This is a genomic window from Kitasatospora sp. NPDC058190, assembly GCF_042883685.1.
Classification (GTDB): domain Bacteria; phylum Actinomycetota; class Actinomycetes; order Streptomycetales; family Streptomycetaceae; genus Kitasatospora.
This window is the reverse complement of sequence record NZ_JBHVVI010000032.1, coordinates 48,731-70,185: the sequence shown is the minus strand read 5'-3', so window position 1 is coordinate 70,185 and position 21,455 is coordinate 48,731. Positions and strand designations below refer to the sequence as shown.

Annotated in this window: 17 protein-coding genes and 4 pseudogenes; 12 read left to right on the top strand and 9 right to left on the bottom strand. The window is 70.9% G+C overall.

The window, feature by feature from the left end; translation table 11 throughout:
• Window positions 1–371: 371 nt before the first annotated feature.
• Window positions 372–947 (bottom strand): TetR/AcrR family transcriptional regulator, encoded by a 576-nt coding sequence (locus tag ACFVWU_RS17220; protein WP_387621114.1) that lies wholly within the window; start codon window positions 945–947, stop codon window positions 372–374.
• Between the two features lie 291 nt (window positions 948–1,238).
• On the opposite strand from ACFVWU_RS17220, the gene ACFVWU_RS17215 reads away from it, so the two are divergent.
• The 3 genes from ACFVWU_RS17215 (at window position 1,239) to ACFVWU_RS17205 (ending at window position 3,237) form a co-directional block, all read left to right on the top strand.
• Complete coding sequence (locus ACFVWU_RS17215; RefSeq protein WP_387621111.1) at window positions 1,239–2,000, top strand: SDR family NAD(P)-dependent oxidoreductase; 762 nt, start codon at window positions 1,239–1,241, stop codon at window positions 1,998–2,000.
• A gap of 250 nt (window positions 2,001–2,250) precedes the next feature.
• Entirely contained in the window at window positions 2,251–2,961 is a 711-nt protein-coding gene (locus ACFVWU_RS17210) for a class I SAM-dependent methyltransferase (protein ID WP_387621144.1), read from the top strand.
• Window positions 2,962–2,988: 27 nt separating this feature from the next.
• Window positions 2,989–3,237, top strand: coding sequence for a hypothetical protein (locus ACFVWU_RS17205; protein ID WP_387621108.1), 249 nt, complete (start codon window positions 2,989–2,991; stop codon window positions 3,235–3,237).
• Between the two features lie 162 nt (window positions 3,238–3,399).
• On the opposite strand, the gene ACFVWU_RS17200 is transcribed toward ACFVWU_RS17205, so the two are convergent.
• Complete coding sequence (locus tag ACFVWU_RS17200) at window positions 3,400–4,140, bottom strand: DinB family protein (protein ID WP_387621105.1); 741 nt, start codon at window positions 4,138–4,140, stop codon at window positions 3,400–3,402.
• 422 nt (window positions 4,141–4,562) lie between these two features.
• Here ACFVWU_RS17200 and ACFVWU_RS17195 point away from each other — a divergent pair.
• The 5 genes and pseudogenes from ACFVWU_RS17195 to ACFVWU_RS17175 all read left to right on the top strand — a co-directional run.
• A pseudogene (locus ACFVWU_RS17195) lies at window positions 4,563–4,817 on the top strand (IS110 family transposase); the annotation flags it as partial.
• Between the two features lie 67 nt (window positions 4,818–4,884).
• Window positions 4,885–5,499 carry an SMI1/KNR4 family protein gene (locus tag ACFVWU_RS17190; RefSeq protein ID WP_387621102.1) on the top strand — a complete coding sequence of 205 codons (615 nt, stop codon included), beginning with the start codon at window positions 4,885–4,887 and terminating at the stop codon, window positions 5,497–5,499.
• A gap of 68 nt (window positions 5,500–5,567) precedes the next feature.
• Window positions 5,568–6,695: a CapA family protein gene (locus ACFVWU_RS17185; RefSeq protein ID WP_387621100.1), complete on the top strand. Its 1,128-nt coding sequence runs from the start codon at window positions 5,568–5,570 to the stop codon at window positions 6,693–6,695.
• A pseudogene (locus ACFVWU_RS17180) lies at window positions 6,587–6,895 on the top strand (hypothetical protein); the annotation flags it as partial. The gene ACFVWU_RS17185 and the pseudogene ACFVWU_RS17180, both read left to right, overlap by 109 nt.
• 91 nt (window positions 6,896–6,986) lie before the next feature.
• Window positions 6,987–7,325 carry a protein-L-isoaspartate O-methyltransferase gene (locus ACFVWU_RS17175; RefSeq protein ID WP_387621097.1) on the top strand — a complete coding sequence of 113 codons (339 nt, stop codon included), beginning with the start codon at window positions 6,987–6,989 and terminating at the stop codon, window positions 7,323–7,325.
• Window positions 7,326–7,786: 461 nt separating this feature from the next.
• Here the strand turns inward: ACFVWU_RS17175 and ACFVWU_RS17170 are convergent, their stop codons facing one another.
• On the bottom strand, window positions 7,787–8,635 hold the full coding sequence (locus ACFVWU_RS17170) for a polysaccharide deacetylase family protein (protein ID WP_387621095.1): 849 nt from the start codon (window positions 8,633–8,635) through the stop codon (window positions 7,787–7,789).
• Window positions 8,636–9,197: 562 nt separating this feature from the next.
• Here ACFVWU_RS17170 and ACFVWU_RS17165 point away from each other — a divergent pair.
• Window positions 9,198–9,737, top strand: a pseudogene (locus tag ACFVWU_RS17165) (AMP-binding protein); the annotation flags it as partial.
• 114 nt (window positions 9,738–9,851) lie between these two features.
• Here the strand turns inward: ACFVWU_RS17165 and ACFVWU_RS17160 are convergent.
• The gene (locus ACFVWU_RS17160; RefSeq protein WP_387621092.1) at window positions 9,852–10,487 is read right to left on the bottom strand and encodes a TetR/AcrR family transcriptional regulator; all 636 of its coding nucleotides are present in this window, start codon (window positions 10,485–10,487) and stop codon (window positions 9,852–9,854) included.
• A 181-nt stretch (window positions 10,488–10,668) separates the two neighbouring features.
• On the opposite strand from ACFVWU_RS17160, the pseudogene ACFVWU_RS17155 reads away from it, so the two are divergent.
• A pseudogene (locus ACFVWU_RS17155) lies at window positions 10,669–11,685 on the top strand (NAD(P)/FAD-dependent oxidoreductase); the annotation flags it as partial.
• Between the two features lie 363 nt (window positions 11,686–12,048).
• Here the strand turns inward: ACFVWU_RS17155 and ACFVWU_RS17150 are convergent.
• From ACFVWU_RS17150 to ACFVWU_RS17135, 4 genes are all read right to left on the bottom strand, one after another.
• Entirely contained in the window at window positions 12,049–12,345 is a 297-nt protein-coding gene (locus ACFVWU_RS17150) for a hypothetical protein (protein ID WP_387621089.1), read from the bottom strand.
• Between the two features lie 222 nt (window positions 12,346–12,567).
• Window positions 12,568–13,953 carry a hypothetical protein gene (locus tag ACFVWU_RS17145; RefSeq protein WP_387621086.1) on the bottom strand — a complete coding sequence of 462 codons (1,386 nt, stop codon included), beginning with the start codon at window positions 13,951–13,953 and terminating at the stop codon, window positions 12,568–12,570.
• A gap of 219 nt (window positions 13,954–14,172) precedes the next feature.
• Complete coding sequence (locus ACFVWU_RS17140) at window positions 14,173–16,377, bottom strand: glycoside hydrolase domain-containing protein (protein WP_387621083.1); 2,205 nt, start codon at window positions 16,375–16,377, stop codon at window positions 14,173–14,175.
• Between the two features lie 289 nt (window positions 16,378–16,666).
• Complete coding sequence (locus tag ACFVWU_RS17135) at window positions 16,667–17,596, bottom strand: LysR family transcriptional regulator (RefSeq protein ID WP_387621081.1); 930 nt, start codon at window positions 17,594–17,596, stop codon at window positions 16,667–16,669.
• Between the two features lie 98 nt (window positions 17,597–17,694).
• Here ACFVWU_RS17135 and ACFVWU_RS17130 point away from each other — a divergent pair, with 98 nt between their 5' ends.
• Window positions 17,695–18,186, top strand: coding sequence for a GNAT family N-acetyltransferase (locus tag ACFVWU_RS17130; protein ID WP_387621078.1), 492 nt, complete (start codon window positions 17,695–17,697; stop codon window positions 18,184–18,186).
• A 236-nt stretch (window positions 18,187–18,422) separates the two neighbouring features.
• Here the strand turns inward: ACFVWU_RS17130 and ACFVWU_RS17125 are convergent, their stop codons facing one another.
• Complete coding sequence (locus ACFVWU_RS17125; RefSeq protein ID WP_387621075.1) at window positions 18,423–18,563, bottom strand: hypothetical protein; 141 nt, start codon at window positions 18,561–18,563, stop codon at window positions 18,423–18,425.
• Window positions 18,564–18,900: 337 nt separating this feature from the next.
• Between ACFVWU_RS17125 and ACFVWU_RS17120 the strand changes: the two genes are divergently transcribed.
• Window positions 18,901–20,976 (top strand): HelD family protein, encoded by a 2,076-nt coding sequence (locus tag ACFVWU_RS17120; protein WP_387621141.1) that lies wholly within the window; start codon window positions 18,901–18,903, stop codon window positions 20,974–20,976.
• The last annotated feature ends 479 nt before the right edge of the window (window positions 20,977–21,455 follow it).

Below are 21,455 nucleotides of genomic sequence, written 5' to 3'. Positions count from 1 at the left end.
GGCCGAGGGCGGATGCGGGATCGAACCGGTCTACGCGGCGGTCCACTCCTGGTCGATCTGGTCGGCTCCGCAGGTCCACCATCGGGCAGGCGGCGGCAACGGGCACGGCAGGCAAGCCGATCAGCAAAAGTGGATCTTCACAGCGGGAGTCGGCCGACCCCCCCACGGCAACCGGGTTGGATGGGCGCATGCCCGACATGCCGGAGTCGGCCAAGGCCCCACTCGCCCAGAAACTGCCCACCTCACCGGGGATCGGCCACGGGCCTCCGAGGATGTAGTCCTGGGATGCAGTCCTGCTCCTCCGCCCTGTTCGACAGGGTCGGCGAGCAGGGCTCTCCCGGAAGCAACGAGATCTTGGGTCCCGCCGCCTGTCAGCGCCGGCCGGTACTCAGGCCGTCCAGCGTGAGGTCGAGGAGGCGTTCGGCCTGCTCTCGCTGCTCCGGCTTTCCCGAGGTGAGGGCGATGCCGGTGAGGGCGGCGAACATGTCGGTGGCGCCAATGTCGGAGCGGATGGTGCCGGCTTCGATGCCAGCGGCCAGGAGCGAGGTCAGCGCGGCCATCATCATCTCGTGGCTCTGGGCGTAGGGGTTGACGCCGGATTCGACGAGGGCGCGCAGGGCGTCGGCCATGCCGAGCTTGGCGGTCGCGTAGTCGATGAAGCGGCCCATCCAGGCGCGCAGGGCCTCGCGCGGGGCCAGCGCGGCCAGCAGGTCGGGGGCCGCGTCGCACAGCCGGATCAGCTCGTTGCGGTAGGCGGCCTCGATGAGGACCTCCCGGGTGGGGAAGTTGCGGTAGAGCGTGCCGGAGCCGACGCCGGCCTCCTTGGCGATGCGCTCCAGGTGCGCTTCCAGTCCCTCTTCGGCGAAGACCCGCACCGCGGCCGAGAGGATCTTGTCCCGATTGCGCTGCGCGTCGGCCCGTAGCGGGCGCCCTGTCTCTCTGGCCATCCGCGGCCTCCTGTCGTCTCGGGCTTGCTAACCGGCGACGCCTCCACTTACAGTGAGGGAACTGGAGGCGCCTCCACTTCTACTCTAGGGCATGCCGGCCCGCATCGGCCGCACACGAGCGCATGTGTGCCTCCGATCCACATTCCCGACGTAACGCGGCCACGGCCGCCAGTCCCGGGAACAACGGGTAGGCCACCAGCCCCACCCCCGTCACGCCCTGGGCCTTCACATCCGCACGACTCCCGCTGCGAACGCAGCACATGGCAATCCACTCATTCAGAGGAGAAGAAGATGAGTCTCTCGCTCGCCAACAAGGTCGCCGTCGTCACGGGCGGCGCGTCCGGAGTCGGCCTGGGCATCGCCCAGGAGTTCGTTGCCAACGGCGCCCGCGTGGTCATGACCGACCTGCACCAGGAGGCACTCGACGAGGCGGTCGCGGCGATCGGGCCGAACTGCTCGGGGATCGTGGCCGACGTCACCAAGCTCGCGGACATGGAGGCCGCCTACCGACAGGTCAAGGAGCGTCATGGGCGACTCGACGCGGTCGTGGCCAACGCCGGGATCGGCGCGCACGCCCCGCTCGGCGCCATCACCGAGGAGCAATTCGACCGGACCTTCAACGTCAATGCCAAGGGCGTCCTCTTCACCGTTCAGCCCGCGCTCCCTCTGCTGCCGCCCGGCGGCACCGTCGTCATCATCGGCTCCACGGCGTCCATCCAGCCGCCGCGCGGAATGAGCCTGTACGGCGGCTCGAAGGCCGCGGTACGCAACTTCATCCGGGCCTGGATCCAGGACACCAAGGGATCGGGCATCCGAATGAACATCCTCAGCCCCGGCGCGGTCGACACCGGCTCCCTGCGCAGCGCACTGGCGATGGCCCAGGGAGCCGATCACGTCGACGCCGCCGTCAAGACCATGGGAGAGGGCAACCCGACCGGACGGATCGCCGACCCACGCGAGATGGGGAAGGCCGCGGTCTTCCTCTCCAGCGACGCCTCCAGCTTCATCACCGGCGTCGAACTCTTCGCGGACGGTGGCATGGCACAGGTGTGAGCCACCCAGCCCAGCGGTCCGGCCCACCCGGCCGGGCCGCCCCCGCCTGGCGCATCGCAGCGATGCGCCAGGCACCCCCGAGGACGCCCTGGACTACGCCTGCAGCCTCCACCCCGCCATGCCCGGGATCTGACCGACTGCCAGTCGCGACAGCGGCTCCCGGGTCGACCCCCGAAGGACTTCCGGAGCCGACCACTAAGGAGCGACCGTGACCGGCATCGAACACCGGCCCCGTCCCAAAGCCCTGCGTGTGACGCCCACCATTCCCGCCCAAGGTGGCGCGCCGGATCTCTGGCACCACCACGGCCGCACCCGCTCCTCCACGGACAGGGCCGTCCCCGACTCCTTCTCCTGGGTCTGGGCCCAGGACGGCGGGCCGGGTACCGAGATGCTGGGTGACCTCACCGGCCTGGTCGTGGCCGACCTCGGCGCGGGCGCCGCCCGTCACGCCGCCCACCTCGCCGTCCACCAGGCCCCGGACAGGGTCGACGCCGTCGACGCCTCCCCCGCCCAACACGCCATGGCCTGCGACCTCTACAGCCACCTCGCGCCCCGCCTGCGCACGGTGCACGCCGCCGCGGTCGAGCACCTGGACGCGCTCCCGGGCGAGTACGACGTCCTCTACTCGGTGTTCGGCGCCTTCGACTTCGCCGACCCCCGCCAACTCCTCCCGGCTGCCGCCCGCGCGCTGCGCCCCGGCGGGCTGTTCGCCGCCTCCACCCTGGGCCGCTACGTCGGTGGAGCACCCGCCGAACCGGACGCGGTGCACGCCGACATCCCCGCCCGCGCACCGGACGGCACCCCGGCATCGATGCGGCGCTGGGTCCTCCAGGAGCACGTCTGGACGAAGCTGCTGGACGAGGCCGGGTTCACGGCCATCAGCATCGACCGGCTCCCCCCTGCCACTTCGGACGCGCGCACAGCCGACACCCTGCTGCTCCGGGCCCACCGGTCACGGTGAGGACCGCCCCGACACGACACAACCGGCGTGGTGGCCACCGCCGGCGGCTCTCTCCGCGGCCTGGTGGCCCGGCTTCCGGATGCGCCGTACGGGGCGCGGGTAACCAATGACGAGGTGGGGCAGGCCATCGTCGCCTGGTCCGGCCTCGTCCGGTCCCAGGATGTCCTGGAGCGGGGCAAGTTGCCGTTCGATGCCGCCCAGGTTGGCGGTGTCGTCCATGGCGACCACGCCGTCGACCACGAGGCGCAGCGGGTCGTCGTCTTGCTGACGGGGTAGCACCGCCGGTCCCTGCCGGGTCGGTTCGGCGGCCGCCGGGAGTGCCGGCCCGGGTGGCGATCGTCCAACAGGGTGTCCCACCGGCGGTCCGTGAGCGGAGGAACGTGCACGGCGAAGCGGTAGGGCTTCCTCCTGGCTGCCGACCTGAGTGAGGGCCGCCCCTCATTGCCCGGTAGCTCCGTCGATGCGTTCGCGGAGAAGGTCGGCGTGGCCGTTGTGGCGGGCGTACTCCTCGATCATGTGGATCAGGATGCAGCGGAGCGAGAAGACGTCCCTGCCGAAGTGACCGGTGGCGTCGAGGGATTCGGCGGCGTCCACGATGGCGCTGGATCGGGCACACTCCTCGTGCCAGATCTCGAACGCTTCGGCCGGGTCCGCGGTGTCGACATCGAATGCGCCGCCTTCGCTACGAGGCCAATGGGGCTTGGTGTGCTCACCGTGAAGCACGTTGCGGAACCAGGTCCGCTCGACGTCGGCCATGTGCCGAACGAGTCCGAGCAGGGAGAGTTCCGAGGGCCGCACGGCTCTCTCCCTCAGCCGCTCGGCGGTCAGCCCCGTGCACTTCATGGCCAGCGTCTCGCGCTGGTACTGCAGGAAGCCGGTCAGCGTCGTGCGCTCATCGGCCACCCTGGGTGGCTCGGGCCTCTTCCGGGCGTCCATCGTGACTTCGTCCCAGTCCCGGTCGATCGACGGCATCTCGGGCGGAATGCGCCCCATGCATCCGGTTGTCCTGCCGCCTCCCGCTGTCACGGTGGTGGGGCGGCCCAGGGGCGGCGTGGACTCGTCCCTATCAGTGTCTCGCAGGTCGTCCCGGCCGCGATCGACAGGACGACGATGTGGCCGCGGCGGTCCCCGGAGGACGGGCCGGCGCTCGGCGAGGCCGAGGCGCTCCAGGTCGTCCATCAGGCTGACAATCGCGCTCGATCGTGGCCGAGGCGGTCACTCGACTCCCGCTGCGGAGCACCCTCGACCGTCGCCAGGTAGCGGAGCGGCGCATGGTGCCACAGCCGCAGTCCGGGCTCCTCCTGAAGGACGTCGGGGATTCGACCACCTGTTCATGTCGACAATGATCGGTCCTGACACACAGCCCGGCTCCCGGAGTCGGCGGCTTGCACCTGGTGCTCCGACCGCGAAGGTTCACCGGGTTGGCGTTGGCGGGTCGCCTGCCGGTTGGAGGTCGTGAGACGTTCAACTCGAAGGAGCAAGGACCCGCCACAGGATCGGCGGACCGACGTCCTCACCAGTGCTGGGCCCCCGGTCCCTTGACCAGCAGTACTGCGATCGCGCCAGCAGCTCCAGAGCCATCTCACCCATGACCTCCTGTCATTGGACGACGCCTGGTCAAGAACGACCGCCTCAACCACGTCGGCTACTTCTGGGCGTTCTCCGCCCTCACCGCCTCACCCGGAGCCGGCGCCCACTACCACGCCCGCCGCGAATTCGGAGACGGGCACGCCGCCGCCCAACGCCACCTCTTCAACCGCCTCCTCGGACAGCTCCACCACTGCCTCCAGCACCACGAACGGTTCGACGAGAACACCGCCTTCCCCGCCCCGGCCATCACCGCAGTCGCTGCCTGACCAGCTGCTTCGCTGAGAGTGCTCACAGCTTCGACCGTTGACACCGCCGTGAGGCAGACTGCCCGCCATGACAACCGCGGATCACGACGTCCCGACCTCCTGGAGCCGCATCGGCACCTGGCTCACCACGCACACCCGACGAGGCCCGGCGAGACCAGCGCCGGATGCCGCCCGCCTGGACGCGTTCGAGGCAGACCTCGGCCTGCCCCTGCCCGCCGACCTTCGGGCCTGGTGGCTGCTGCCCGACGTCACCGCGAGCTACTGGATTCCGGACGCGTTCGCCCCGGTCTCGCTGGACGAGGCCCTGGAGACCCACGACATCTGGCTACTGGTCGCCGAGCAGGAAGGCGACTCGTTCGACGAGAACGGCCATCCCGAGAGCCGCTACCAGCGGGAGTTCATGCCGATCGCGTTGAGCCCCGGCGGCGACGGACTGATCGTCGACCTGCGCCCCGGTGACACCCATGGCGCAGTACTCCTCTGGGACCACGAGACCTGGATCCTGGACGTTCCCCAGTGGGCCTCGGTCACCTCGATGCTCCAAGACATCACCCACGCGCTGGAGGCCGGGACACCGGTGCTGCTGAGCCACGCAGCCCTCGGCGGCTCCCAGGAACCCAGCACCGCCACAATCGACGAGGCACTCGATCTCGCCTGGCAACCCACCGCTCCAGACCGCTGATCAAACCCATCCCGCTTGACGCTCAACCACGTGCGATGTCCATGCGGTCACAGCACTAGCGTTGAAGCATGGGCACCGATCCGGTGAGGTTGTTTCTCTGCGGCGACGTGATGCTCGGGCGAGGTGTCGACCAGATCCTCCCCCACCCGGGCGATCCGACCCTGCGGGAGTCGTACCTCTGGGATGCACTGACCTACGTCGAGTCGGCGGAGGCCGTGAACGGCCCGATTCCTCGTCCGGTCGACTTCTCCTGGCCCTGGGGGGAGACCCTGCGGCTCCTCGACGACGCCGCGCCCGACGTCCGGGTGGTGAATCTGGAGACGAGTGTCACCCGGAGCGACGACTTCGCACCGGACAAGCAGGTGCACTACCGGATGGCTCCTGCCAATCTCCCCTGCCTGGCCGAGGGCCAGCCCGACGCCTGTGTGCTGGCCAACAACCACGTGCTGGACTTCGGGCGCCGCGGGCTCGAAGAGACACTCGGAACCCTGGAGCATGCGGGACTACGGGCGGTGGGGGCAGGACGGGACGCGGGCGCGGCCCGGCGGCCCGCGATCGTCCCGGTCGACGGCGGCAGGCGGGTTCTGATCTTCGCGTTCGGGACGGCGTCCAGCGGGATTCCGCCGACGTGGGCCGCGGCCAAGGACCGGGCCGGCGTCGCCCTCGTATCGGAAACCTCGGATGCGGACGCCGCCGAGGTCGCCGACCGAGTACGGCGGGTGAAGCAACCGGGCGACATCGTGGTCGTATCGATCCACTGGGGGTCCAACTGGGGCTACCACGTCTCACGCGCTCAGATCCGCTTCGCGCATGCGCTGATCGACGGCGGTGTCGACGTGGTGCACGGGCACTCCTCGCACCATCCCCGTCCCGTCGAGGTCTACCGCGGGAAGCTCATCCTCTACGGCTGCGGCGACTTCATCGACGACTACGAGGGCATCTCCGGCTACGAGGAGTACCGGGACGACTTGCGCCTGCTGTACTTCGTCTCGGTCGAGCCGGACACCGGAGAGCTGGTCGGCGCATGCATGACGCCCGTACAGGCTCGACAGATGCGTCTCACGCCCGCATCGCACGAAGACTCCCGGTGGGTACGGGAGATTCTCGACCGGATCAGCCGCGTCTTCGGCTCACGCATCGATCTCGGTCCGGACGGCATGCTCGGCCTCCGGCGGACGCGGGGAGAGCGGACGTGACCGGAGAGGCTCCTCCCGCACCCCGAGATCTCGTCCAGGCCGTCCTGGTTGCCGGGGTCCGCGACGAGCGGCTGCTCGACGCCATAAGGGCGACGCCACGAGCAGGATTCGTCCCTGCCGAATACGTCGCCCTCGCCTGCGAGGACCGGCCGGTCCCGATCCCGCACGGGCAGGTGACCACCCAGCCCTCACTGTCGGCGAAGATGATCGAAGGTCTGGAAATCACCGGGAACGAGCACGTCCTCGAAGTCGGTACCGGCCGCCCTGATCGCTCGCCTCGCCGCAGACGTCGTGAGCATCGAGATATGGCCGGATCTCGTTCGGCAGGCGCGCCGCAATCTCGCCCGCCAGAGCGTTCACAATGTGGAGCTGCGCGTCGGGGACGGCGGCTGCGGCGTGCCGGACCGCGCCCCGTACGACGCCATCATCGTCTCCGCCGCGTTCCCCGAAGTCCCTCCCCCACTGATCGAGCAACTTCGGCTCGGCGGCCGCCTGGTCCAGCCCATCGGACCGGGTGGGCAGGAGCAGGTCATGTCCTTCCGACGCACCGCTTCGGGACTGCAGCACCGGCAGACCCTCACCTGGGCCAGGTTCGTCCGGCTGCACGGGCGGTACGGCTTTTCGTCCTGAGACGGTGACGAGACTGCGGCTCCCTCTACGGCGAACAGCGCCACACGCGCCTGGGCATCGGCGAGGGTGGAGGCGATGAGGACGGGCCGGCAGGGAGCGCAGGAAGGCGAAACCCGAACCTCCAAGACATCCCAGGTGCTCTGACCTGCGCGGTTAACCGTCGCTGTCACCGACGCGCGTCCGATGGCACGCGCTCAGTCTGCCCTGACACAAGACCTGGACGGACTTGTGGACGCCTGTGGGTGGCGTAGTCGTCCAGCACCAGGTGGACGTCCAGACCCGCCGGCGGCTACCCCGTCACCGGCGCGGTACCGGCCGAGGCCCTGCCCGCCGCCGCCTGGGCGGCGCCGGGCACGAGAGTCCGGTTCCTGCCCGTCGGGCGGCCCGCGGATCGGGGCGAAGCGTGACGAACGGGTAACCCCCGCCGACCACTTGGCCACGGGCGGTGCCTGCGGATCCGGTCAGAGGGTGACGAACGTGTAGCCCTTGGCCTTGAGCGCTGGCAGCACCGTCTTCAGCGCCTCCAGCGTCTGGGTGCGGTCGCCGCCGCCGTCGTGGCAGAGCAGGATGTCGCCGGGCTTGGCGGCCAGCAGCTTCTCGGTGATCTTGTTGGTGCCGGGCCGGGCCCAGTCCCGGGGGTCGACGTCCCAGTCGATGGGGGTCATGCCGAGCTGCGCCGCGGTCTCCAGGATGGTCGGGGACCAGTCGCCGCCCGGGGAGCGGAAGAGCGTCGGCGCCGGCGCCCCGGAGTCCACGAGGACGGACTGGGTGTCGACGAGCTGCTGGTGGATCTGGGCCGCGCTGCGGTGTGAGAGCGGCTGGGGGTGCGTCATGGTGTGGTTGGCCAGCGTGTGGCCGTCCGCGGCGATCTGCTTGATGACGTCCTTGTTGGCGTGCGCCTCCATCCCGACCACCGAGAAGGTGGCCCGGATGTCGTACTTGCGCAGCAGCTGGAGCACCTGCGGGGTGTAGAGCCGGCTCGGGCCGTCGTCGATGGTCAGCGCGACGGCGTTGGACGGCGCGCTGGGCAGGATGTCGTGGACCTTGTAGACCGGCTTGCTGCGCGCCGCGACGGCCGAGGCCGACGGGGTGGGCAACCCGGGGACGCCCGAGGGGACCGGCGCGGCCGGGGAGAAGTCGTCCGTTGGTGAGTCGGCGGACCCGGCGTCCGAGCTCGGGGAGCCGGAACTACTGCACCCGGTCAGCGCGGCTCCCGCCCCGAGCACCGCGGCGCCCGTCGCCGCCCAGGCGAGCAACTGCCGCCGTGCCACCGGCCGGTCGGCCGCCCGTTCCGATCGCCGCATCACCATGACGCCATCCCCCGTTACTACTGGTTCTGCTTCTCCCGACGCCGATGTTCCCACCTCGGTTCCGCTGACGATCACGTAGGGCGTCATCGTCACTGGTCGAGCCTCGGCAAACCCGGATGAAACAGGCGGAAGCTCGCGGTTCCGGCGGACAAGCGACGTGGCCCAGGTCAACAGGATGCCGATGGCCAGGGGGACCCCGTTGGCGGTGAGGAAGGCGCATCGCGCACCGCGTTCCCGTAGGAGCCCATCAGGTGGCTGGTGGGGCTCCGGCGAGTGACCGGGCAGGGCCCGGAGGGATGGAGAAGGCACGGAATCCTCGTGTCGGTGCAAATCCTCCCCCGCAGGCCCTGTCCACGCGCGAGAGGCCTTGACGGCGCCTCGCCGATCATTAAACTCGAATTCATTCGAGTTTGGACCCCGAGCCCCTGCTCCTCGGTGTCCAGTGCCCACGAGGCGCCTTCCGCAGCACGGGTACGGAGACGGCCACCCCTGCGATCGGGTCGACGCTCCGGTCGTATCGGCACACGGCGCTCGCTGCCCCCACACTCCTTGGAGAGCCCTCATGGCCCTGCAGTCAGCGAGATCCCCCCGCTCGCACAACCCCTTCCCGCAGGAGGGCGTCGTGAGGGACGCCTGCGGCGTCCCGAGCTACTCGGGTCTGTCCGGGACGCTTCCGGACATGCTCCGGGCACACGTCGACGCCCGCCCGGAGGTCGAAGCGGTCGTCGAACTCGGCGGGGAACGCCTGACCTACGCGCAGCTGCGGGAGCGCGCTTCACGGGTGGCCGGCGGTCTGCGGGCCGCCGGCCTGCGGCCCGGCGACCGGGTGGCCGTTCGATACCCGGCAGGAACCGACTGGGCGCTCGCCTTCCGGGGAACGGTCCTGGCCGGCGGCATCGCCGTGGCGGTGAACACCCGGTCAGCCGGGCCGGAGGTGGATTTCGCACTCGGCGACGCCGGTGTGAAGGTCGATCTGTCGGCGCACACTCCGCTGCCGGACGGCGATCCGTACGCGGCGGATGGCGTCGAACCCTCCGATGTGGCCGCGCTGTTCTACACCTCGGGTACGACGGGGCGCCCCAAGGGCGTTCCGACCACGCACCGCGCGTTCCGGCGAGTCGTCTTCATCGGAGCCGCGCGCGAGGTGTACCGGCCGGCCGGCGAGCCCTTCGACAAGGCCGCGGACCAGGACGAAGCCGGCAGGCGAACCGGCGCCTCAGTCCTGTACGACCGCCGGGACGGAGTACGTCTCGAGGTAGGCGGTGATGAAGCGCCGCGCCTCGTCGATCGTCAGGTCGTCGCCGGTCGGCACAGTGCGGAACGCGACGTCGAAGAGCCGGTTACCGACCTCGAAAGCGAGCTGCAGAACGAGCGGCGGGGCGTCGGCGACCAGGAGCTGCCGCCCCACCAGGAAGGTGCGCAGCCTCTGCCCTTGCACCCGGTCGAACTCGTGGACCAGCTCCTCGATCCGCTCACTGCGTCCGGAGAACCACACCTCTGCGCAGTCCCGGTGGCCACGGAAGTAGTTCAGGAGCGCATCGATGACGGCGTCGACCGCGTCGCGCAGCGTCCGCGGCCCCGGGACGTCGAACAGCGCGGCGACGATCGCGTCGAGCTCGCCCATGTGCCGCTGCAGGAGCACGGCCTCGACCTGATGGCGATCGGAGAAGTAGTGGTACACGGAGGTGATCGGGATTCCGACCCGCTCACCGATCGCCTTGAGGGTCGCCCCCTCATAGCCCTGTTCGATGAGCAGTGCCTCGGCGGCGTCGAGGATCGCCCGTCTGCGCTCCATTCCGCGGCGCTGTGCCGGACGGCTCGACGCCTGAATTGCCGGATTTCGCTCGAACACGATTCCAGATCGTAGCAGTTGCCATGCCACAGCCCCTTGTCGCTTCGCACCGTCCAGGTGATCCGCATACGACGAGGCGAGTTCACGGTTCAGGAGACACCAGTGACGAACACAACCGCCGGCCAGACGAAGCCCGTGCACGTCGATGTGCTGATCATCGGCGCGGGTCGCGTATCGCTTCGTCGGGGGCCTCATCGACACCTTCCGGATCGACTGCGACTACGAGCCGGTGGGCAACTGCTTCGCCGCCGTGTCGCGCGGGCAGATGGGCCGGGTACGTCGGGTGGCCAAGATCCTGTGGAGCGTCGGCGCCCACGTCGAGCTGGGCACCAGTGCGGAGCTCGGCATCCCCCGCGGATTCGTCGGCGGGATGCGCGAGGTCGTCGGGGGCATGATGAACCCCGGCAAGTTCAGCCGCGGCATCCGGACGGCGCTGCTGGCGTCCTCGGCTCGGGTCTTCGAAGGGACGAAGGTCACCGACGTCACCCGGGACGACGGTCGAGTCGTGCTCTCCACCCCGCACGGTACGGTGCGGGCGAACAAGGTCGTGCTGGCGACGAATGCGTTCGCAGGGGAATGGGAGATCACTCCCCGGAACCTCTCCGTCCCACTCTGGATCATCGAGATGGAGACGGAACCGATCGACGACGAGCGGCTGGCCGCGCTCGGCTGGACCAGCCGGTCAGGGGTCGTGACGCAGCACAACATCATGGAGAACTACCGCCTGACCTCGCGCAACACCATCGTCTTCGGTGTCCGGAGGCTCGAGCGGGGAACGACCTTCCCGCTGCCCGCGAAGGAGCCGGACCCGGGACTCGTGGACGAACTCGCGACGGCCTTCGCGACGAGGTTTCCGGCTCTTGCGGACCTCGCCGTCGAGCGTGCCTGGGGTGGGTGGATCGCCATCACCTCATCCTGGCTGCCGCTCGCAGGCCGGCTCGGTGACAACGTCTTCTACTCGATTGCCTGCAACGGTCACGGGCTGGCTCAGGCACCGTACGTCGGCTCGCTCATCGCCGACCTGATCATCGACGGGCACCGGCACGACGACCTGGAACTCGTATGGATGCGGAGGTCGAAGTTCCCCCGTCCCGTGATGATGGGGCGACTGGGGCTGCGCATGATCTGGACGGTCGATCGCTGGAACGACCTGGTGGACGGAAGTCGGCGAAACGCGCGACGACCGGACGCGGTGTGAACCGAGCCGGCGCTCGGACCATCAGGCCCGGGCCCTCGGGATTTCGATGAGCGGCGGCAACGAGTTGAGTCCCCGATCGTGGTGCAGTGCGGTCGCCGAGATCGTCGCCGACGTGTACGTCGGACGAGACTGCGGGGCCAGAAGGTCCTCGTCGGGCATACCGACTGCACCACGCTCATGGACAGCGAATACGACCAACTCCTTCGGTCGGCTGCGCACTCCGGCCTTCACGCAGAGCCTGTTGCTTCACAGGCGGATTCTCCGGGGCGGCAGCGACCCCTGGGGAGAGCACGCGGGATGTCCGAGGTGCGGCGCGAGTGGTCTACGGCATCGACTTCTGCGGCGAGGACGGGCCGAGCTGGTTCAACCAGAGACGGGGGACGCGTTGTTGGGCTCCTCGGGTGGGGTGTCGAGGAGGTGGGCGGTCTGCAGTTCGGCGAGAGCGAGTCGGATGACGGCGGTGTCGGCTTCGGGGTGGGTGCGGGCGACGGCGGTGGTGAGGTCGGTGAGGGTACGGGTGCCGTCGGCGACGTGGAAGACGGCGGCGCTCAGCGGGGTGAGGAGGTGGCCCTGCTGGGCGTGCTCGTCGTAGACGGCGAGGCGGCCGTCAGCGAGCTGCTTGGCACGCAGCCCGTCGCGGTGGGCGCGGGGGTTGGACATCGGCGGTGCTCCTTTCCGGTGCGCGGGGTGGCGGTGTTTCAGGGGGTGATGCCCTGGCTGGCGCTCATGCCGACCGGGATCAGGCTGGGGCAGTCAGCCTCACCGCAGATGGGCGGCTGAGCTGCGGCGGGCGTGGCGGACCCGACGATGGCGGAGCGGTCCTGAGCACTCCGCCCCCGGTGAACCCCGCCGTCCCGCGCGTCACCGACGCGAGGCGTCGGCTCATCGGCGGAACAGGCCGCGCCGCTTCGCCCGCGGAACGGTCCTCGCCGCTTCAATCGGCGGCGCGTCGAGGAGGGCCGCGACGGCGTGGAGGAAGGGGCGGGCCTCGGCGGTCATGCCGGTCCGGTGCAGGCGGTGGCGGCCCGCCGCCTCCCACTCGCCCAGCACCGCCCCGCGTTCGCCGGTGATCGGGTCGACCGCGTACTCCAGGGTGAAGGCCCGCTGCGCGGAGCCGTCACCCGGCCAGGCCAGCACCACCGCGAAGGCCTCCGTCGCCGCCCGCGGCACCGGGAGGGCGACGAGGAGCATACGGTGCCGCCCGGCCTGGACGAACCCGCCCCGGAGGCCCTCCGGCTCCAGCCGATGCTCGACCGGCAGGCTCGCACCGTACTCCTCCCAGAGCCGCCGCAACTCGCCGTCGAGCCGCTCCCTCGGCACCGTGACCAGGTTGTCGAGCGAGGGCAGCAGGCGGTGCGCGAAGCGGTAGTGGTGCGGTCGTGGCCCGGGCAGGTCTGCGTGCCCCTCGGCCAGCCGGGTGACCGCCGCGACGACCTCGTCCACGTGCACGAGGTCCAGCAGGCCGCCCTCGCCCACCTCGGTGAGCGGCATCAGCTCGCCGCCGCGCCACCAGTAGGTGTGCCGGGACAGCGGCGCGGCGGATTCGTCGAACTCCCGGGCGGCCGCCTCGATCAGGACCTGCAGCACGTCCGGTACCTGGACGTCGAACGGCGCGAACAGCAGCCGGAACGCCGTGGGGAAGGCCACCACCGCGCCGTCCGGCGGCAGTTCCCGCCCGGTGACCTCGCGGTAGAGGGCGTCCAGGACGAGGACCCGGCTCCCCGTCAGCGCCGAACCACCCGTGACGACGTGCAGGCCGCCACCCTGCCCGGTCGGCCGGAGCTCGTGCCGCTCCACGGGCAGCCGGGCCAGCCGCGCCCGCGCGGCCTCGCGCAACCTCGACGCGTCCCCGAGTTCGGCGACGGCGGACCCGGTCAGCACCTGCCAGCCGACGGGTGACTCCAGCGCCAGGAACTCCATTACCCCGGGCGCGACTTCGTGCGCGTGCGGGTGCCGCGCGGGGTCGGCCAGGGTCGTGGCGTCCAGGAGCAGCGGGTGGAGCCGGGCCGCCGTCTCCTGCGGCGAGCCGGCGTCCCCCGCCGTCGGCCCCTGGACGGCGACGACCAGTTCGAGGACATGGGCGCGGACCAGCTCCCGCAGCGGGACCCCCGGCCGCTGCTCCACCAGTGCCAGGAGCCCTCCGAGCCCGTAGTCGCGCCCCTGCGCGTCGCGGGCCACGTCCCCGTGCAGGGTGACCTCGTTCCCGAACTCCGCGAACGCCGCCCGCACCCGCGCGGCCAGCTCCGGCTCCAACTCCCGACGTGCCATCGTTCCCTCCCGGCCCACGACCTGCCCCGCCCCCCGAAGTCGCAGGGTACCCCGCCCAGTTGCCGCGGCCGGGGACGTTTCCCGCCTTCGGCCGTCCCCTCCCGTGGCACCCGGGTGCTGATCGACCCTGGGGCGACGTGGTGCCGGATGAACCGGACAGCGCCCCCGCCCCCGGGGCGGGCCGGGGGCGGGGGCGCCGGATGGTGGGGCGTGACCGGGTCAGCTCCGGACAGCCACCAGCTGGCTGGAGCCGTCCGGCAGGCCCGCGATGGCGGCGCGCTGGGCCGGGAAGGTGCTCGCACCGTACGGGCCCTGGACCGCGGCGAATCCGGACCAGGCGCCGCCGGCGAAGCGGGTCTCGTGGTAGACGTTGCCGTCGCCGCCGACCACCGCCACCTGGGACGACCCGTCCGGCAGACCCGCGATGCCGACCGACCGCGCGGCCATGGTGGGCGTGCCGTTGCCGGGGATCGCGGCGAAGCCGGACCAGTTGCCGCCGGCGAAGCGGGTCTCGTGGTAGAGGTTGCCGTCGCCGCCGATCACCAGGACCTGCGAGGAGCCGTCCGACAGTCCGGTGATGGCCACCCGCGAGGCCGCCATCCACGAGCTGTTCACACCGGGGAGCGGGGCGAAGCCGCTCCAACTGCCGTTGGCGAAGCGGGTCTCGTGGTAGACGTTCCCGTCGTTGCCGATCGCGAGGACCTGGGCGGACCCGTCGGGTAGACCGGCGATGGCGACGTCCCAGGCCGCCATGGTCGGGGTGCCGACCCCGGGGAGCGCTCCGTAGCCGGACCAGCTGCCGTCCGCGAAGCGGATCCGGTGGTAGACGTTGCCGTCACTGCCGATGGCCAGGACCTGCGAGGAGCCGTCCGGCATGCCCGCGATGCCGGCCCGGCGGCCCTGCGAGGCCGGGGTGCCGTCGTCGGCCAGCGCGGCGAAACCGCTCCAACTGCCGTTCGAGGCGCGGACCCCGTGGTAGAGCCGGCCGTCCAGGCCGATGCCCAGCTCCTGCGAGGAACCGCCCGGCAGCCCGGTGATCGCGGCCTCCGAGCCGCGGAAGACGCCCGCTCCGCCCGTCAACGGGCTGAAGCCGGGCCAGACGCCCGAGCTCTGGCGCACGCCGAGGAAGAACGCGGAGGACTGGGACGGCGGGGCGGCGGTGAGCTGGATGTCCAGGTAGTCCTGGTCGATCGCTATCGCGTAGCCGCCCCAGGTCTCCGGGTCCTGCGGCGAAGCGTACTGGTGGGCGCGCTGATGGCCGGACCAGTAGCCGGCCGGTATCGACGGGTCGGCGGTGTCCTCCTTGCCGTTCCAGTTGGCGCTGAAAACGGCGTCGGGCATGGTGTAGGCGCTGTTGCCGGCATTGGCGGCCAGGTCCTTCATGCCGGACCCGGAGCTGCTGTAGACGCCGGAGTTGTAGCCCCAGGCGTGCAGTTCGTTGGTCCAGGCGGTGAGGAAGGCGAGCACCGTGGCCGAGTACTGCGGAGTGGCGTACGCCTCCATGTCGTAGTAGAGGATCGTGCCGGGGCCGAAGCCGAGGGCCTGGGCCTGACTCACCGCGTCGTCGGCGGCGTTGGCGCCCTCGGTGGCGGGGGAGCTGATCTTCGGGGCCTGCACACCGACGTACATCGGCATGAAGGCCCAGCCCGCGGCCTGCTGCTGCTGGACCCAGGAGGCCGTCAGGTTCGGCTGGGCGCAGGCCCGCCTGACACCGCCGATGTAGATGCCGACCGCCCGGTACGGGGAGGAGGTCATCCACGCGTTCATCGCGGCGCCGGAGGGCGCCGTACACGCGTCAAACCCCTTGCCGGTGTAGTTCGTCGCCGACGCCGGTATCGACGCCGGTATCGACGCCGCCGCAGCCGGTGCGGCCATGGCCTGGCCGGACGGCGCGGCGGCAGCGGCGGCAGCGGTGGTGGTGGCGGACCGCGGGGCAACGGTCGTCCGGGGCCCCGCGGGCGCCGGCTGCGGTCGGTGCGCCGGCGCGGGGGTGAGCCCGGCACCGGTGATGATCCGCTTCACCAGCGGCTGGTCCGTGTCGTACGTCCCGGTCACCGCGACGACGCCGTCGGTCGCCCGGATCGTCTGCGCGACGGGGTTGGAACCCTCCCCGTCCGGTGCGGCGGCCGCGGCGGGTTCGACCAGCAGGGCCTCCGTGCGGCCGGTCAACCGCGACGGGCAGGCCTGCTGCTCGCCCGGGTGGCCGAGGTACAGCGCGTGCTGGTCGAAGCGGACGCAGGCCTGCGGGTCCACGGCCAGGTCCACCACCGGCCAGGCCGCGGGCACGTGGAAGACGCGGCCCTGGTACGTCACCGCCTTGGTGTCCGGACCTCCGGCGGGAGCGGCCACGGCGGAGCCTGCGGCGGCGGGCGCCGCCACGAGCACGGCCGCCACGAGGGCCGCGGCGCTCCGGAGCGCTGTCATTGGGGACTTCACCCAGATCTCTCCTGACATGACGAAAGGCCGCACGCCGAGGAGTCGGCCGCGCGGCGTCGGCCACGATATCCACGCCCGCGGCGGGGGCCGCCAAGGACCCCTCCCGTTGGCCTGCCAGACGGTCCGTCAGTCGCTTTTCCGGGGAAGGACCGGACGGTCGATACACGACCGGTCTGCGTGTGCGGCGGTTCGAGCAGCCCACCCGGATGCCCGTGTCGGGCGTCCGGGCCCGACGTCCACGGACCGGGGGCCGACGTCGACCGAAGGTCCGAAGCGCTCAGCAGGCCGACGCGGCCCCGTCGTTCGACCGTCCGCCCCGGCCCGCCACGGATTCGGACACCTCGACGAAGGCCCGCACGAGGGGGCGGTCGTCTCCTCGGCGGGTGGCCAGGAAGACCCGGCTCACGGCGGACGGCCCGTCGAGCTCAAGGCGCCGGGCGCCCGCGGGGAGCAACGTGGTGACGCTGCGGGGGGCGATGGTGACACCGAGGCCGGCGGCGACGAGCATGGTGATGGTGTGCCAGTTCGAGCACTCCTGCGCGACCCGGACGTCGTTGCCGGTGTCCCGGATCGGCTGGGTGTTCACGTCGAACGCGCGGGCTCCCGCGGAGCGCGGGAAGAGGATCAGCGGGTCGGCGGCCAGCGCCGCCGCTTCCACCCGGTCTCCCTCAGCGGCGGGGTGGTCGGCGGGGACGACCGCGACGAACCGTTCAGTCGTCAGGAGGGCGAGGTCGATGTCGTCGCGCTCCTCGGCATCCCGGACGATCCCGATGTCGGCCGTGCCGCGTTCCAGGGCCGTCAGGACGTCGACGGTGAAGCCGTCGTGCAGCCTGACCTGGACGTCCGGGCGGCGAAGGGAGAAGGCACGGAGCCGTTCGCTGACGATCGCGGCGGCGGAGGTGATGAAGGCGACGTCCAGGCGGCCGGCCTCGCCGCGGCCGACCCGGCCGGCCTCGTCCAGATCGGCGGCCAGCCGGCCCAGGAGGTCTCGCGCCCGCGGCCGGAACGTCACCCCGGCGTCCGTGAGATGGACGCTCCGGGAGGTCCGCCGGAACAGCTCGACACCGACGATCTTCTCCAGCTGCCTGATCTGCTGGGACAGGGCGGGCTGGGCGATGTGCAGCCGCCGGGCGGCGCGGCCGAAGTGCAACTCCTCGGCCAGCGCCAGGAAGTAGCGCAGATGCCGGAGCTCGATTCGCTGATCCATATCTCCAGCCTATGGATGGCGACCGGCGTACGTATTGGACACATGGGCGGGCGCAGCCGCAGTCTGACGTGGTGTCATCCAGGGAAGGAATCCGCCCCGTGCCGTACGCCTCCGCCCCGACCGTGGTCTCCTCGATCGCCTCACCGAGCGACGCCGACGCATTCCGCACGCTGAACGAGGAGTGGATCTCGCAGCTGTTCACCCTGGTGGAGGAGGACCGGGCCGTGCTCGGGGATCCGTTCGGCCGCATCGTGGACCCGGGCGGCGACGTGCTCCTGGCTCGCGAGCCGGGAAGCGGAACCGTCGTGGGGTGCGTCGCACTTCTGGCCCACCCGGACGCCGTGTTCGAGCTGGCGAAGATGGCCGTCACCCCCGGCGCGCAGGGGCGCGGCATCGGCCGCCGGCTCGTGGCCGCGGCGATCGACCGGGCCCGGGCACTCGGCGCGGCCAGGCTGTTCCTCGGCACGAACAGCAAGCTGGCCCCCGCCGTCCACCTCTACGAGGACGCCGGGTTCGTCAGGATCGCCCGCGACCGGCTCCCGGTGGCCGACTACTACGCCCGCGCCGACATCCTCATGGAACTGGGCTGAGGTCCCGGGCGCGACCCCGCGGCCGGCGCAGCGCAGTTCATCCACGGCCAGGCCCGTGCACTCCGTGTGCCAGCGGATGACCGCATTCGTCGTGACGGTCGGACACCACGCCTGCTCGTTCTGCCGTTCGGGCCGGCGGCGGGTGATCTCGCCCTCGCGGGCGTAGTGGGGGTAGCGCCGAAGTAAGCCCAGAAGCCGCCGGTTCTTGATCTCGGCGGGTGCGGTGGTCGGTCGGCTCAACGCGGGCCGGCAGCCGGGAGTGCGTTGACGCGGTTCTCGTACTCGCGGCGCGCCTTGCGCCGGGCCGGGAGCGCCGCGGTGCCGTCGAGGACCTGGCAGGGGTCGAGGAGGCAGTGGTGGACCGGTCGAGGGCTCAACCCCTTCTCTGCTCGTCTCCTCGGTCGGGTCGCCGGACGAAGCGGCCAGATGCCCCCTGGCAGTGAGCCCGATGGCGCCGGTCGCCTCGCCGGATCCTCCCCCTTTTCCCGAGCGCGGCAAAACATCGCCGGCATCCGAGGGCGGGCTCGCCCATAAGGCAGGCGGGCACTGGGAGCGCAATTAGCGATATACGGAACGGCGGAATGCATGCCATACGGTCAGCCGTCATGGATTCAGTCACAGGGGCATGTCTTCGCCAAGTAAGTCAAGACTTACCTTCAGGGAACTTTGACCGTATGGTTTGGCTCGAATCGAAGGAGCCCCGTGTTGTCGAAGATGAATGATCCCGCTGTGCGTGCGGTTGAATCGGAGCGGGATTATGTGTCCTCCTTGTACGAGTTGCTCACCGAGCGGCTTTCCGAGGCGCGAGTACACCGAGCGAGTGTGCTGAAGGCCTCGGCGGAAAGCGCCGGTGAGGCATACGAGAGAGAAATCGCCGCCGAGCGTCTGGCCAAGGAAATCGACCGGCTGGAGGGCGCCGAAAAGGGGCTGGTCTTCGGGCGCATCGACTGGACGGACGGCACGGCCCTGCGCATCGGGCGGATCGGACTGCAGACGGAGGAGGATGACCTGCCTCTGCTCGTGGACTGGCGCGCGAACGCGGCGCGGCCCTTCTACGAGGCGACACCGGTCCACCCGATGGACCTGCGGCGGCGCCGGCACCTGCGCCTCGAGGAGCGCACGGTCGTCTCGGTGAGCGACGAACTGCTGGACGGGACCGCCCCGACGGACGAGGACGTCGTGGGTGACGGCCCGTTGACCGAGGCGCTGTCGGCACGGCGCACGGGCAGGATGCACGCGGCCGTCGCGACGCTGCAGGCCGAGCAGGACGAGATCGTCCGCTCCGCCCACCGTGGGGTGACCGTGGTGCAGGGCGGGCCCGGCACCGGCAAGACGGTGGTCGCCCTGCACCGGGCGGCCTATGTCCTGTACGCGTTCCCGCGCGCCGCGGAGGAGGGTGTCCTGGTGGTGGGCCCGAACGCCCGGTTCCTCGACTACATCTCCCAGGTCCTTCCCTCGCTCGGAGAGAACGACGTCGTTCTGGCGACCTGCCGGGAACTGGCCGGAGTGCCCACGGACACGGTGGACCCGTTCGATACGGCGCGCCTCAAGGGCGGCTCCGACCTCGCCGACGCCTTGGCCGGCCTGCTGCGCGTCCACCAGGCCCCCGCCGGTGACTTCACCGTGCGGGTCGGACAGGAACTGGTTCACCTCTCCGGCGAGGAGGTCGCCACGGCACGCGACGCCGCCGTGGCAGCCGCACCGGGGCACAACCCCGCGCGCCAGGTGTTCAAAGAGCTCTTGGTCGACGCCGTCACCGACGCGATGCAACGAGACATGGGCGACCTCCTGGAGCAGATCGACGCCGATACCGAAAGGATGACGGGCATCAACCTCGACCGGTTCACGGGAGTCGCCCAGCGCCGTGCCGAAGGGACGGCCGACTCGGGTCCGGGCCACGAGCTGGACCTGGACGCCATCCGAGCCGATCTCCTCGACGACGCCGCCGGCGTCGACCGAGCGGTCGAGGTGTTGTGGCCGCGGCTGGTCCCCGGTGACCTCGTGAAGGCGCTCCTGACGAACGCCGACGCTCTCGCCGAACACCTGCCCCGCCTGACCGCGCAGGAGCGGTCCCTTCTGCTGCGCGGTCCGGACGCCCCGTGGACCGATGCCGATGTGCCGTTGCTGGACGAGGCGGCGAGCCTGGTCGACGGTCCCCCCGAGCGGACGTACGGGCACGTCGTCGTCGACGAGGCGCAGGAACTGACCGCCATGCAGTGGCGGATGATCGTCCGCCGCTGCCCGGCACGGGCGATGACACTGGTGGGTGACTTCGCCCAGGCAGGCCCGGTCGCGACAGCACGCGACTGGAAGGAAGCACTGAGCCCCCACGTCGGACCGCGGTTCAAACTGCACAACCTGACCGTCAGCTACCGCACCACGCAGGAGATCCTGGAGACCGTCCGGGACCTGCTCGCACGGATCGCCCCGGACCAGAAGCCCACACGGTCACTGCGAAGCGGCGAGAGCCCTCGCACCGTGACCACACCTCCGGACGGGTTGGTCACCGCCATCGTTCAGGAACTCCGCGCCCAGAGCACCGCGCACCCGGGCGAGCTTCTGGGAGTGATCTGCGCGGACACCAGGGTGAGCGAGCTGACGGCCCAGGGCATCGCTCACCACGCACGCATCGTGCCGGCGTCCGAAGCGCGCGGCCTGGAATTCGACGGGGTCGTCGTCATGAACCCCGACGAAATCATCACGGCCCGCCCCGGTGGGGAAAGGGACTTGTACGTAGCCCTGACCCGGGCCACCAAGCGCCTCTGCACAATCACCGTCCAGCCCGCCTGACGGCTCGGCGCCCGCGTCGTCGCCGCGGGCGCACCCGGCATCACGCGCCCTCGTCCAAGCCGACGACGTTCAGATCCTCTTCGCGCAGCATCCCATACGCGCTTTCCGGCGGTCGACGACGCCATGGAGTCGACCGGGGCACACCGTCGGGGCGAAGGGCTGCCCGACCGGTCGGTGGAGTTCGTTGAGGCGCATGGTCTTGCGGTCGGCCATCTCAACGAGCTGGAGTCGAACTCGCTCCCTCGAAGGATCTCCGTTTCAAGGGCGCGCGGCCTCGCCCGGTTCACCACCTGCCTCGCCCTCACCGTCCTCGACGCTTCAGCCCCGAACCCGTACGCCGCCCTGGTGATCCACATCGGCCGCTGGAACCTCGTCGAACGCACCCCGCCGACATCGAGGCCGACGTCCGAGCCGCCGCGCCGCCGCGCCGCCGGGAACCGTCGCCGGACCGGACATCACCGCCGATGCCACCGGCCTGA